We start from the raw sequence: 14538 nt of genomic DNA, 5'->3' as shown, positions 1-14538 counted from the left end.
CACAATTCTTAAGCGGGCGTGGTGGAATTGGTAGACACGCTAGACTTAGGATCTAGTGCCGCAAGGTGTGGGAGTTCGAGTCTCCCCGCCCGCACTAAAAAAGCCTCTCAATTTTGAGAGGCTTTTTTTATTAACTTTTAAAAAAATAGATTAGTTGTTCATTCTGCCTTGTCCTCTCCTGCTACCTTGACTATTTCTTTGTGTTTGTTGTTTTTCCTGAGCTCTTGGATTTAATTTTTTTAATTCAGCTTGTTGGTATTTAAGCCAGGTTTTATTTTGTTTTTCAGATAATTCTTGTTCAAATGTTTCATTTAACATGTTTTTTTGAACTCGAACTTTTGTTTTAATTGGTGCTAGCATTTCTTGCGCTTGCATTTGCGCTTCTCTCATAGTTCTAAAATCACGGTTTGCCATTGCTTCATTTCTTTTTTTAGCTAAAAAGAATTTTACTTTATCAAATGTTTCAAAATTAAAAGTTTTTAATTCATTTATTTTAGCATTGTGTTTTGAAATGGCTTGGGTCACCAATGTTTTTTTTGAAGCAGTTTTAATTTTTAATTTTTTAATAACAACTTCATTATCGTACATAATGAGTCCTGCCATATTTTGAGGACTTACTTCTTGTGCAGACGTTGCAGTACTTTGTGATTGTTGTGGTACATTTTGTCTATTTCCTCTTTGTTGAGAAAATAAAACTGTAGAAAGATGTACGAACATGAGCAGTAAAAAAGAGGCTTTCTGAAATTTCATTTTAAAACGTTGAATTAAATTGATTTGAATTTTTTGATTGTGTAAAGTTACTAATATGTATAACTAACCTTTGAAACTTCAAAGGGATTAACTAAATTTTAACGCAGCGCAGCATATAGAAACCACTTTACCCTAATTTTTAACTTTTAAGTAGGTAGTTAAAATAGCATTTAATGTTTTTTTACGAATTGGTTTTGAAATAAAATCATCACAACCCATAGTTTTTGATGTATTAATATCATTTTGGGTAGAGTAAGCTGTTTGAGCAACTATAGGTAAATTGGGCCTAAATTTTTTAATTAGTTTTGTAGCCTGATAACCATTTAATTGTGGCATTTTAATATCCATTAAAACCAAGTTAATAGCTGGATTGTTTTTGCAAATTTCTACAGCTTCGATTCCATTTTTTGCGTGTATAAGTGTACAATTTAATTTTATTGAATCGTGAAGTAACGTTTCAAGAAAAATATAGTTAACTTCTTCATCTTCTGCAATTAAAATAATAGGTTTCGATGTTTTTAAGGTCTCAGATGTTGTGGGTCTATTAATATTTTCTGTATTAGATTGTATTGGTTTGTATGGAATAATTACGGTGAAAGTTGTACCACTTCCTTTTTTAGATTTCAATTGAATTGTTCCTCCTAATATTTCTGCATTTTCTTTTGCAATTGACAGACCTAGTCCTAAGCCACCTGTTTTTTGAGATATTTCTTTTTCCTCTTGTGAAAATCTATCAAAAATTGATTTGTGATTAGTTTTATTTATTCCTATTCCAGTATCTTTTACATAAATTTCTAGTTGTGGTGGGTTTGTGGTTTTATTTAAAATATATCCTAATTCAATACTACCTGCCTCAGTAAATTTAAGTGCGTTTTCTAATAAATTACTTAAAATTTTTATGAGCTTCGATTCATCTGTATAAATAGTACTTTCAGTATCTAACAGACCCTTTTTTAGGTAAAGAGGCACCTTGTTTTCTTTTGCCTTTATGTCAAAAATTGAAAATAAATGAAGTAATACATTATTTAAATTAACTTTATTTTGAATTGCCTTAACTTGTTTTGTGCCAAGCCTTGATATTTCTAAAATATCATCAATAACTTTTACTAATTGGTTACCACTACTTTTTATAATAGCACCATAATTTCTTCTTTTTTCATTTGAAATATTGGTATTTTCAGTAATTATTTCTGAAAACCCTATAATACCATTTAGTGGAGTTCTAATTTCGTGCGACATATTGTTTAAAAATTCAGTTTTTAAACGGTCACTCTCTACGGCTTTATTTTTAGCTAGTTTTAATTCTTTCTCTTTTTTCTTTAATTCGGTAATATCCCTACCAATTATGGCAAGTGCTTTTCTAGTTCCGTTGTTATAAAAAGTTGGTATTTTAACAAAATCATATTCTTTTTGTTCTCCATTTATTGAAGGAATAATTTTGATACCTTTTGAAGTTTTTTTATTCCTCCAAGCAATTTCATCACTTATTTCACAGCTAGAAAACAATTCTTTGTATATCACATTTGTGCAATGAGCTAATTCTGCATCAGTTTTTCCAAAATAATCCACATCGATTAAACCAAAAAGTTCTAGTCGGGCATTATTAGCAAGTAACCATTTTCCTTTTCCATCTTTATAACAAATAATATCAGGTACAGAATTTATAAATGATTTTAGTAGTTCTTCGCTTTCTTTAAGAGCTGTGATATCTTCTTTGTCGGCTAAGAAATTGACGATTTCACCTTTTTCATTTTTAATAGGTGTAATACTTACTTGTTCCCAAATAATATTACCATTTTTAATTTTATTGCTGAATTCTCCTCTCCAAATTTCACCTGCCATTATTTTCTTCCACATTTCTTCGTAATAGGCGTTTGATTGTTTTCCTGAGCTTAAGATGCGTGGGTTTTTACCAAAAACTTCTTTCAAAGTATATCCGGTTACCTCAGTGAATTTTGGATTTACATATTCTATATTTCCATAAACATCAGTAATTACAATAGAACTTGCACTTTGTTCAACGGCGACTGATAATTTTTTTGCTTCTTCTTTTACTTTTTGTTGTTCTGTAATGTCTTGTCCTGTCGTTAGTATATGTAGTTCATTCATATATTTAAAAAATCGCATCGAAATATCTACTGTTTTTAACGAGCCATTTTTTAAGGTAATAGTTATTTCAGTATTAGATACTTTTCTTCGTTTCTCTAATTCGGTATTTATTGTTGTGATATCATTAGCATTAATTATGAGATTAATATTTTGAGCATTACTTCCAGTAAGTTCTTTTTTTGTATATCCAGTAAATTTGGCAAATGATTTATTAACAAATGTAAATGTAGAATCTGAGACTTTTGTGACACTAATTAAAGAAGGTTGAGCATCAAAAATGGAACGGAAATAAAGTTCGTTTTCTTCGGCTTTTTCTTTTAGCTGAATAAGTTCAAGTTCAATATTTTTTTGGAGTGTAATATCTTGTAAATTCCCATAGGAACGAATTGCGATACCTTCATTATTATATGCTCGTGTTCCGTGTTGAACAACCCATTTTTCTTTGCCGTTTGGTAATAATAATTTGAATTCAATGCTGTAATTCTGTTTTCCTTCAAGTGACTTTTTTAAAGTATTTTGGTGTTTTTCTATATAGTCTGGATGTATAAATTGATTAATATTTTGAATAGAAGGTTTAAAAGATTTAGGGTCAACTTCAGAAATATTATACATTTCATTAGACCAAGTAATTTTATCATTTATATAGTTGCGCTCCCAATTTCCAATTTTTGCAATTTGCTGTATTTCTTCAAATTCAATAAGATTTTTTCTTAAATCTGCTTCAGTTTGTTTTAATTTTGAAATATCGGTATAGATAGTAATTTTTGAGTCATTTTCTAATAAAACAGATGATACCAAATAATTTTTATTATTAAGTTTTAATTCAACGCTTGTTTTTCCTTTTTCTTTTAATGTATCATAATAGCAGTAAGAGCAGGGTTCATCTAAATTATAAATTGCTTTATAACATTTCTCACCAAGAGCATTCCTACCTATTTTAGCAATCATGGCACTATTTAAATATTCAATCTCTTTATTAGCGGAGCATAAATACACACCATCTTTAAAAGCATTTAAATACGTGTTTAACTTTTTTTCCTGAATGTTATTGCTTAAACTTTCATCTGAAAATGAATCATTATTTTCATACTTTTTTTCATAGTATTCCACCTTTTTCAATAACTCTTCATAGGTTGGACTCACTTTCATATTGCTAGTGTATGAATTTCTAGATATTTGTTTTTTATTTCACTTTTAATTTGAAGTGGAAATAATCATTAAATATAATTAAAAAAATAGTCGCATACTCTTTTTTCTATTAAAAATATTACATAATTAGTATCTGTTTGATAATAAATGGTTTAATAATTCATTTAAATAGTAAAAGCAGTAAGAAGATAATTAAACCTTCTAAAACTCCGGTTGTGATAATATTTTGAACTTTTTAGCTGTCGCTCTAATTTTGTTTCTAGAAATATTAACCTTATTACTTGCTAGTTTTACTTAATCATTTTGTATTACTTTGCTGCCACTTTTAGTTTTTTATTAGAATTTGAGTCAGCTATAAAAGAAGTTGTGTTGCTTCTACTTGCGCTGTAATCATTCTTAGCACCTCTGTTTTATAGTAATATAGCTACTCTTGGTACATGAAAAAAGCCTTCAAAAGAAGGCATTTATAAGTTTTAATAAGATGTATTTTTATTACTTCTAAAACTATTATAATCTGTTGCTTTAGTTGGTATTTGTAAAGTTATAATTTTATTAGCTACTTAATTTTTGTATTTAGTTCTTCCAGGTCTTTTTCTTAAATGTAAGTGATCTGATTGTCCAATTTCATTTTTTCCATCAATTGGTCTAGATCTAAACTTTTTAGAATTTGTTTGTTCAATTTCTTGTGTTGAAATACTTGCTCTGCTGCGGCCTTGTATCCAGTTGTGTCTTGCAGTGGTTGGGTGATTACCCATTTTCCCATATTTCTTTATTGAAAACTTTCTTTGTTTCGCTAAAACATGAATTTCTTCACCGTTCTTCATTTTTTTGATATCACTTGTATTTTTGTAATAGTTGTATCCTTTTTTAGTAGTTTGAGAAAATGTTAGTGTTGAAATAAATAATGTTGCGATTAAAAATAACTTAGTTTTCATAATAGTTGTTTTATAGTTTGTAAAAATTTGTTTCTTTACAACTATATCAACTACATCTAAATTTTGTTACCCTAAATTTAAAATTATCTAAAATTCCAATTGGAATAACTGCTAGATTTCTCCAATTTATTTTCTAGAGAATCTTCTATTTCAGGAAAAAAATCAATTCCAGTAATTTTTTCAATTTCATCTATGGAAGTTACGAATTTGTACAACGCTTTTTCAGATTTATTATGAGGAATTAAAAATGCAATGGCCTTTATTTCTGGTTCATGAAAGTCTAGTATTATTTTGTAAAAATATTTTGGAACCGCTACTTTTTCGCTTCCAATTGTTTCTAGGTTGGGCGTTAAAATTCCACCAGTTACTATATATAAGTTTTGGTATTTCTGAGCCCAATAACGTGTTTTTTGTTCTAGTCTATTCCAAATCCCACTATTAAACTCGTGATTTTGTGGTGAAATATTTGATGTTAAAAAAGTTTCATCATGAGCTTCTTTTGAAAACTTTCTATCACCTGCTGGGCATAAATGCCCTTTATCATAGCCAGAATTTGAATAATTTCTGTAGTGCGCACTTTGTGTTTTTACTTTTTGATCTTTTGTAAAATAAGGGCGCTTAAAATTAGTGCTTGTAATATGATCTTTGTATAATTCATAAGCAACCCATTCAGCTTGCTCATGCTTTTCACTATATGAAAGTGAATAAAAATTATGATGTACAATTTTACCTGTTGTTGAAGTAGGAAGAAAGTTTGCATCTAAACTTTTTTCAACATTCGTTGAGGTTGTTTTACTTTCAAAAGAATAATTATCATAAATGTAAAATCCTATTGCGAAAACTAGTGTAATTATAGTATATATGGACTTTTTATTTTTCACTTTTTAGTGGAATTTCAATAAAATTAGGTGATTTTGATAATGTTTCAAAAATAGTTTTAAACTTTTCAGGAGGTGATGTTAATTTTCTTTTTATTAAATCTATCCACGCACCATACACTTTAATTTCAGCTGATAGTTTTCCTGCTTCATTAAAAATCTGGTGTTTAAAACGCCACCGTTCAATACCTTTTGAAACACCTTCTAATTCCATTTTTACTGTAATATTCTCACCAATATGAATTTCTTTCAAAAATGAAGTCTCTTCTTTAAATAAAATAGGTCCAATATTTAGTTTAGCAAATTCGTTGATAGATAAACCATGTTCTTGAAAAAATCGAACTCTAACTTCTGCAGCATAATCATTATAAGCAGTATGACGCATATGTCTATTTGGGTCAAAGTCTGACCATTTGGTATGAAAGGTAATTTCGAAATTCATGAATGTTATTTTAAAAATGCTAATTTACATGAAATTCAATAAAAAAGACCCCCATAATTTAGGAGGTCTTTTAAATTTTAATATTTAATTATATTTAAAACTTAGTAGGTTTATAAATTTGCCCATCTATAACAACAGGTCCTTGTTTTTCAATATTCACATAAACTATACAAGGCTCACATTCATTTCCACCACAAATTGGTGTAAAAATTATTTTATAAGTTCCATAATCATTAAAGTTATAATTGAATGTTTTTCCATTGCCAGATAAAATAATTCCATCTGGATCTATAACTTCCCATTTGTATGCTACATCACAATTTTCTGGATTACAAACATAGTTTGGCGATGTAAAGGTATAATTCATGGTAGGTTTTAGAGTTATTTGACCTTCACATTCTATTTGCTTTTCAAAGTTTGTTTGGAAATTTATTTTTTGTTTCGGATCTTTAGGAATCTTTTTAATGTATCCTTTTACCGTAACACCATTTGTTAACCATTCGCCACAATCACAATCACCATGTTGTTCACAGCATTCAATTATAAATGGATTACTTCTATTAAAACACTCTTTTTCTGCATCTTCAACAATTAAAGACCAAGTTCTAGGAGGATCACAAGATATGGTTGCAGGAATGGTATATGTAAATGTTCCTGTGTTTGGAATATTTGTAGCCAACACTTGATAAATTGCACTATTTGTAACATCAAATAAAGAAACATTTACAAGTCCAGTTGGTGTAGAACCAGACCAGTTTATTGTAATAGTTTCACCCACACAATATTTTTGATCTTGTAAACCATTAATATCGATTTCACAAGGAGGTGGTGGTGTCTCATTTGTAAAACAAATAATTTTTTCACAAACATTACAGTTAACATCTTTAACTTTCACTTTTAAGCAAAAGTAAAACTCGACATCACAACATTCTAAATTTAAAACATCAGGATACAAAATATCCAAATTAACTGATGAGTTTATTATTGAAGGATTTCCTAACAACCAAGACAAACTGCTTGTGCCATTGTCTCCAGAATTTAAAATTAAATTACTAAGGTTGGTTGTTGAAGTTGTTAACGTTCCAAATACACCTAAATCATCAGGTTTACAATCTCTTTCAGAATATTCAATATGATAATCTACCATGGAGATTTCAACCTCTTGTAAAGGAACACTTCCACCATTTATATTAACGTTAAATGAACCATTGTTTTCTTGAATAGAGGCATCGAAATCTTCAATATCACAACATTCAGTTCCTGTAACACAAGCAGCAGGAGCTTCTGGACTTCCATAATTAGCATTTAATTCTACACCTGAAGTTGTCATTTCAGCAGTTACTGAAACACTTTCATTACAACAATTTCCTCCTCCAGATTTAACAACCGGAATTGTGATTGTAAAATCATTTCCTGGGAATATTTGTATAGCCGGATTGATATTAATTATGAGGCTACCAGAAGTTGTAAAAGGGATAGGAGTTGCTAGGTCATCTTCAATCGTTAAGGTTCCATTTACAGAAACACAATTAGGTAACATATCGGTAATTACAATGTTATCTAAAGGTACACTTCCATCATTTGAAATTGTAATTATATAATTAAACGATTGTCCGTTTTCTACAATTTCTTCATCAGCTTCTTTAAATATTCCTAACACACCAACTTGATCTATACTATAATTTACTGCACTTGAATGCGTTCCAGCACCTGTCGTACTTGGAATACTTGCTGAATTTGTTTTTGTACCATGTAGTTGAGGTAGAACTTCAGCATTAAATTTAATAATTAAGAAGTTAGACCTATTGTAATCACAAATTCCTGGCATATTGGTAATAGTCCAAAATGGATTTTGCAAATTCAATGTATCAGCCACAACTGAAAAAGGCGGTGGTATTGGAGCTCCAAATGGCGGGCTACAACTGTTTCGATAACTTCGGTTTTGATCTGCATAATATTCATAGGTAATTGAACCTGGAAGAATCTCTAAATTTTGTCCAGGCATTCCAAAAGCATCTGTTAATATTGTAGTTAAATTTCCTGCCCCAGAATTTCCAATCATTACGCTAAATTCCATGATATCACCAATTTGGTAAATAGGAGGAACAATTGCACTAGGTGGATTTAAAATACACTTTTTAATAGAGCCTCTTGGTTCTTTTGTTGCAACATCAAAATCTACAGTAGTTGAGTCATTTTGAAGAGAAGTATCAATTGTTGGACAACTGATTGCAGGGCAAGGTGATGGACCACCTCCATTACCGTTCCCACTCCCTGTTCCGCTAGCTTGATAATCGATAGTTGCACTATTCGTAATTGTAGTTCCTACTAAGGTTGTTAAATTTACTTCAAAATCTACCCAAATATTAATTTCTTCCCCGGGATTTAAAACAAAACCAAGTGGAGCTGTAAATGTGTACAATATATTTAGGTAAGGAGGTATTGTAGGTAATGTTATCCATCCTGCAGGTGGGCTTATATTTGTAATTGTAATTCCAGGAATATTGAAATCATCAGTAATTACAAGATTTGTCCAAGGTACATTTCCATTATTCTTGGCTTGAATCCGGTATTTCCCAGAACAACCTGGTGGGATGTTAAAATAAGGATGCGTACTTGGATACCCATTATTATCATAGGCATATTTAACAAAAGATAAATCTGTATTTGGAGAAACTAAAGGGTCTGAAACAGCAGAAACTGACCCTGTCATTGTACCACAAGTGCCGTCTCCCAATGTGAAATTGTAATTAGCACTATTCGTAATAATAGAGCCTTCTGGAGCACAGTTTTGAAGCGTTACATATTTTGTGTAAAATGAATTACTTGCCATAGAATAATTTACGGTGTGCACCGCTCCATTTACTATAGGAACAGAAGGGGTTTCAGTAATAGTACCAGACAGTTTGTAAGTCCCTAAACCAGATCCATTTGGATTGTTATGATGAAGTTTAATTTTCCAAGTTGAAAGTCCGCAAGTTAAATCACCTGTTACAAATTCTTTGGTGATAGACCAATAATTATCAGCTCTGGCAATAACACTTACTGAAGTTGTGCACGTTGTTATAACACCAGCACAATCGAGAGTTACTGTAACATCAAAAGTACCAACAGTTCCATTGCACGTTGTATAACCTGGAAATTTATAGAACACGTTAAAATTATGACCATCATTACCATTTAAAGTAGGTGATGGATTATTTTGGTAGGTTCCACCTCCCATATTTGTAAAAGGAATGGCTCCAGAACTTTGAAATACTAAATTTGCAGAGTTTGTAATACTTACTGTTTTTACACAGCCAGCATCATAACTTCCGGGTAATGTAATGTTTAAAGCAATATTGTCACCTGTTAAAGCTTCTGATGGAACAGAAACTGTAACATTATCTCCACTTAAATTACATGTATCTGTATTTGGTGAAGTATTTAATACTATTTGTGAGTACCCTAGAGCTGTTGCGAATAAAAATACTAGCAACATATATGTTTTGAATGTATATATTATTTTTTTCATGATAGTAATTTTTATTGGTTATTAAATGTGAAGCAATGTGTAAACACACACGATTTACAATTACTTTCTTCATAAAAGACTTTAACTTTTATGCAGACCGTGTATTCCATAACACAGCAACTTGGATCGAGACCTGATATAGGTCCCGGTAAGCCAATAGTTAAGTTCACTGGAATTGCACCTGTTAAAGGTGAATTACTTGTATATTTTATGTTTTTCGTTGCGTTATCATTAGAGCTTGGACTTCCAGAAGCAGTTTCATTAGTTAACTGTAAAGAGGTTGAACCGTTTATAGTTGTTCCTGGCATTAAAATCATTCCAGATTCTTCAACACTACTAACACCATCTGAGCACGCACTTGGTGATGCGGAATATGTATATGATTGTACTTGGAACTCAATTCCGTAAATAGGAACATTTACATTAATGTTTCCATTAAAATTGAACTGGTTTCCTGTTCCCAAATTTGGTGTGATATTGAATTCATCAAATGAAAGCTCAATTTCTTCACATTCATCGCAAATACAATCTGGTAAGTCATCAAATAATTGACTAACGCCTGGCTGGCAAGTAATTGGGCTTGGATCTAAATCGTCGCCTTGTAACCCAAAACCTATGGCGGTTACACTTGCTGACACCGTTACTTCAAAACAATAACTAACTGTAGATGTAGTTGCACCAATTTGTGTAACTAATGTTGGATTTGGGCTTACTAAAGTATATGATAATGATGCATATGTTTGATCATAAACTGATAAGCCAGTACCTGGATTTACAAATGTTAAATCGCCTGAAGTACTTGCATAAGTTACATCAAAACAAATTTTAAACTTTCTATTTTCCTGTTCATAGCCTAAACATTCAATCTCTTCATTTGCAATGGTGAAATCAATTTCGCATTGGGTCATCGTAAAATAACTTGGATTTGACGAAATTCCTGTTGATGTTTCGGTAACTTTCCAGCTATAATTGCCATCACTTAGTTTATCATCTTTAAAAAGAGTAGTTGCCTTTATACTATTTTTTGATGTTTGGCTAGCATAAGATCGTTGAGGTTGTTTAACGTTATTTAATTTAGTTACTTCAATGATATAGTTAGGTTTCGGAATTTTACTTCCAATTATTTTCCAATTGAATGAACCTATTTCATTTGTGTTTTTATAGTTACTGTTGTTTTTTGGTAGTACGTTTATTAATTTTACTTGTTGGTCTTTTTGTTTAGCTTCTTCTTTAGATGGATTCGTTAAGGCTACAGAAATTCTATTTTTGCCTACATAAACGTTTTTTATTCCTTCATTATTTCCATTTCCGCTGCTTCCGTCAGGATTTGCAGACATCATTTCACCTACCATTTCATTATTAACAAAATATGGGTTTGATTGCCCTCTAGCGTAGGGTTTTTCTGCTCCTCCAATTTTAATAGTTCTTTTTCCAAAACTATAACTTAGGCCAAAACCGTAATTAAACACCTGTGGTTTTATGTTTTTTTCTGTGTATTGAAATTCTACTTGTTCACCATCTTGTCTAATGATATCTATTTCTGTTATAAGACCATCTTTGTCAATATCTGTAAATTGTTTTCTACCATCTTGTGCAATAATACCATCAGAAAAGGCAGACATGTAATTTGCTGAAATGTGAAGACCTAAATTTGGATTTACTTTATAACCAAGTCTAACACCAGCAGTATAAAATCCTACGCTTGAAGTTTCGTTTGTATTGAAATTATAAACAGGAACTGTTGTTGAGACATCTGCATTTTCAGCAATAAAATTTCCTTCTAAAGAGATTGGTTGAATAGACATTAAACCAGCACGACCAAAAATAGTAGTTTCTAGACTTCCTATAGTTGTTCTAAAATTTGGACCAATTCCGTAATAAGATGTTTTCCATTCTTCTGAATTTAATGCAATTGGGTAAGCAGCCTGATTTGCAAAATCCAACAAATTACTTTCTGTTGGGTTTGAAAAACTTCCAAGTGAAATTCCTATTCCAATTTTAGAAAAATAATAGGCTGAGGATAACTCAACATAACTGCCGTTACCAGCATAAGAATCATCACTAAATGTTGACACTCCACTTGATATACCAGCGGCAACTATCACTTCAACCAAGCTCATATCACTTGATTTTAAATCGTTTGATTTTTTTTGGGAATAACCTACAAAAGTTAGCGCAAAAAAAACAAGAAATACATGTTTTTTCATCTGTTTGTTTTTAGTTAGTAGTTTTTTTTGATTGTTTTAGTATATATCAATCACAATCCAATTTTGTTACCCAGTTCATTGAATTTTAGCATAAAAACTGGTCTAAAATTATGTAACAATTGTTACAATGTACAATTATTTTTTTGAATTTAAACTGTAGGTGTTTAATTTTTGATTATTTGTAATATGGGAGGAGTTGGGTATTTAACCAAAAAATAAGTCCCCTAGCATTATATAACGCTAGGAGACTTTATAGGTTTTTTTATTGAAACTTTTAATTTTTTACCAAATGATACTGTGGTTTAATTTTTAATTCACTTAAAACATTTAAGGCTTCTTCAACGTATAAATCTTTCTTTAAGTTTTTATGCCAAGCCGTTCTTTTTTCAGCTAAATCAGGATCATTAGCAATTAATTCTTTTTCATAAAGAGGCGAAGTATAGGTTAAATCACTCTTATAATCTCTTAAAACATCATATTTTGACGACTCATTTTCGTGAAATTCCAAATCGTTTTTATAAGCCTCATAGTTTAAATAAACAAGTGTATCATCCTGGGATTTTTTTAACCATTTCGCATTTTTATCAATTAACTTAAAATAGGTATTATTAGCAATGCGTTTTTTGCTATTGTTAATCGCTTCATTGAAATTCTCGTAATTATTCCAAATCGTATAATTTGCTTGTGGAACTTTATCGAATTTTAAAGGATTTTCAAGATCTCTTTCACCAATATTCATATACGTATATCTGTCTGGAAGCATAATATCAGAATGCACACCTTCTAATTGTGTTGAACCACCATTTATTCTGTAAAACTTTTGAATAGTCATTTTTAAGGCACCAATATCTTCCTTTAAGTTATGATATCTATTTAAATCTAATACACTTTGAACTGTGCCTTTTCCATAGGTTTGTTTTCCTCCAATAATTACGGCCCTTCCATAATCTTGCATCGCGGCTGCAAAAATTTCTGAAGCAGAGGCAGATAACTCATTTACTAAAACAACCAATGGTTTGTCCCAATGAATTTTAGCGTCAACATCACTCTTTACATCAGCATCTCTATCTCTATATTTAACCTGTACTATTGGACCTTTATTTATAAATAATCCAGAAATTTCAATAGCAGTTTGCAAAGAGCCACCACCATTATTTCTTAAATCTAATACTAATCCTTCAGCTCCTTCAGCTTTGAGACGCTCAATTTCTTGCGCCATATCAGTTGCAGAATTTCTAAAGTTTTTTTCATCAAAATCAATATAAAATTTAGGTAAGTTAATCACTCCAAACGTTCTGTCATCTTTTTTAACAATACTAGATTTAACAAATGTTTCTTCTAATTCAACAACGTCTCTAATTATAGAAATTACAGAAATAGTTCCGTCTATTTTTTTAACTGTTAATTTAACTTCAGTACCTTTTTTTCCTTTAATATATTCTATGGCATCATCTAAACGCATACCAACTATATCAAGAGGTTCGCCATTTCCTTGTGCCACTTTTAAAATTAAATCTCCAACTTCTAAATCTCCTTGTTTCCAAGCGGGACCACCAGATATTAATTCACTCACTTTTGTATAATCATTTTTCTTCTGAAGTCGAGCTCCAATACCCTCTAATTTACCCGCCATTGAAATATCGAATCGCTTTTTAACACTTGGATCAAAATAGGTTGTATGTGGATCAAATTCTTCGGAAATAGAATTTATATAGGTAGAAAACCAATCAGAATAAGTTAGTTCTTGAATTCGTATAAAAGCATCATCCATATTTGATAATGTTGTTTCTCGAGATTCTTTTTCTAGTTCATCAAATGATTTTACAGTGTACGTATTATCCTCCTTTTTCTTGTCATTTTCTATAGTAATTTTGTCGTTCAAACGCGATAAGGTTGAAAATTTAAGTTGCTTGTGCCACACCTTAATTTTTTCTTCAACATTTTTAGGATAGTTTATTTTTGTATAATCAACATCATAAGTGTCGTTATTATCAAAATTAAATTTAGTGGCTAAAATTTGTTTATAATATGGTTTCGACTCTTCAATTCGCTGGGTTAATCGCTCATAAACTAAATAGAAAAATGTTAAATCTTCACTATTAATTTGATCGTCAATTAACTTTTTATAGGCAGAAAATTCATCAATATCTGATTGTAAAAAATACCGTTTAGCAGGGTCTAAGCTTTCTAAAAATCTGTTGTAAACATTTTCAGAAAAAGTATCGTCAATTTCTTGTGGACTGTAGTGACCTTGTGTTAAAACATATTTTAATATGGTTAATAATGCTTTGTCCTTTGGGTCGGTCGTTGCTTTAGTTTGAAAGCTTATTAATAAACTTACTGCAAAAATAAGTGGCAATAAAAATTTGAATTTTCTAATCATCATTTTTCTAAATATTTTACTCAACTGACTACTAAAATAGTGCCAATATTTTAGTTAAGTCAGTAATTTAACGTTTTTTTATAAATTTGAGACTTAACTTTTAAATTCTCACAAGTATTTGTCAGGATTTATGATTACAATAATACCAAATAATTAGATGAAGTTTCTTTA

8 protein-coding genes and 1 tRNA gene are annotated in these 14538 nt (G+C 30.5%); 1 reads left to right on the top strand and 8 read right to left on the bottom strand.

The annotated features are described in order from the left end of the window. Positions 1–12 precede the first annotated feature (12 nt). A tRNA-Leu gene (locus HKP59_RS04995) sits at positions 13–94 on the top strand. Positions 95–150: 56 nt separating this feature from the next. Here the strand turns inward: HKP59_RS04995 and HKP59_RS04990 are convergent. The 8 genes from HKP59_RS04990 to HKP59_RS04955 form a co-directional block, all read right to left on the bottom strand. Beyond that, positions 151–750: a hypothetical protein gene (locus tag HKP59_RS04990; RefSeq protein WP_291804101.1), complete on the bottom strand. Its 600-nt coding sequence runs from the start codon at positions 748–750 to the stop codon at positions 151–153. Between the two features lie 132 nt (positions 751–882). After that, positions 883–4008, bottom strand: coding sequence for a PAS domain S-box protein (locus tag HKP59_RS04985; protein WP_291804098.1), 3126 nt, complete (start codon positions 4006–4008; stop codon positions 883–885). 560 nt (positions 4009–4568) lie between these two features. Continuing rightward, positions 4569–4943, bottom strand: a complete 375-nt coding sequence (locus tag HKP59_RS04980) for a hypothetical protein (RefSeq protein WP_291804095.1) — start codon at positions 4941–4943, stop codon at positions 4569–4571. An 83-nt stretch (positions 4944–5026) separates the two neighbouring features. Further along, positions 5027–5824: a DNA/RNA non-specific endonuclease gene (locus tag HKP59_RS04975; protein WP_291804093.1), complete on the bottom strand. Its 798-nt coding sequence runs from the start codon at positions 5822–5824 to the stop codon at positions 5027–5029. After that, on the bottom strand, positions 5814–6263 hold the full coding sequence (locus HKP59_RS04970; protein ID WP_291804090.1) for an acyl-CoA thioesterase: 450 nt from the start codon (positions 6261–6263) through the stop codon (positions 5814–5816). Before HKP59_RS04970 ends, HKP59_RS04975 begins: the two co-directional genes overlap by 11 nt. Positions 6264–6357: 94 nt before the next feature. Continuing rightward, positions 6358–9777: a hypothetical protein gene (locus HKP59_RS04965; RefSeq protein WP_291804088.1), complete on the bottom strand. Its 3420-nt coding sequence runs from the start codon at positions 9775–9777 to the stop codon at positions 6358–6360. A gap of 11 nt (positions 9778–9788) precedes the next feature. After that, the gene (locus tag HKP59_RS04960; protein ID WP_291804087.1) at positions 9789–11984 is read right to left on the bottom strand and encodes a hypothetical protein; all 2196 of its coding nucleotides are present in this window, start codon (positions 11982–11984) and stop codon (positions 9789–9791) included. 274 nt (positions 11985–12258) lie between these two features. Further along, positions 12259–14370: a carboxy terminal-processing peptidase gene (locus tag HKP59_RS04955; RefSeq protein ID WP_363288831.1), complete on the bottom strand. Its 2112-nt coding sequence runs from the start codon at positions 14368–14370 to the stop codon at positions 12259–12261. Positions 14371–14538: the final 168 nt, after the last annotated feature.

This window comes from Lutibacter sp. (assembly GCF_013041805.1).
GTDB lineage: Bacteria > Bacteroidota > Bacteroidia > Flavobacteriales > Flavobacteriaceae > Lutibacter.
This window is presented reverse-complemented; position numbering and strand designations above follow the sequence as displayed.

Excerpts from the sequence above, each read along its gene's own strand:
- HKP59_RS04990 (WP_291804101.1), bottom strand. The coding sequence starts at position 750 with ATGAAATTTCAGAAAGCCTCTTTTTTACTGCTCATGTTCGTACATCTT.
- HKP59_RS04985 (WP_291804098.1), bottom strand. The coding sequence starts at position 4,008 with ATGAAAGTGAGTCCAACCTATGAAGAGTTATTGAAAAAGGTGGAATAC.
- HKP59_RS04980 (WP_291804095.1), bottom strand. The coding sequence starts at position 4,943 with ATGAAAACTAAGTTATTTTTAATCGCAACATTATTTATTTCAACACTA.
- HKP59_RS04970 (WP_291804090.1), bottom strand. The coding sequence starts at position 6,263 with ATGAATTTCGAAATTACCTTTCATACCAAATGGTCAGACTTTGACCCA.
- HKP59_RS04965 (WP_291804088.1), bottom strand. The coding sequence starts at position 9,777 with ATGAAAAAAATAATATATACATTCAAAACATATATGTTGCTAGTATTT.
- HKP59_RS04960 (WP_291804087.1), bottom strand. The coding sequence starts at position 11,984 with ATGAAAAAACATGTATTTCTTGTTTTTTTTGCGCTAACTTTTGTAGGT.
- HKP59_RS04955 (WP_363288831.1), bottom strand. The coding sequence starts at position 14,370 with ATGATGATTAGAAAATTCAAATTTTTATTGCCACTTATTTTTGCAGTA.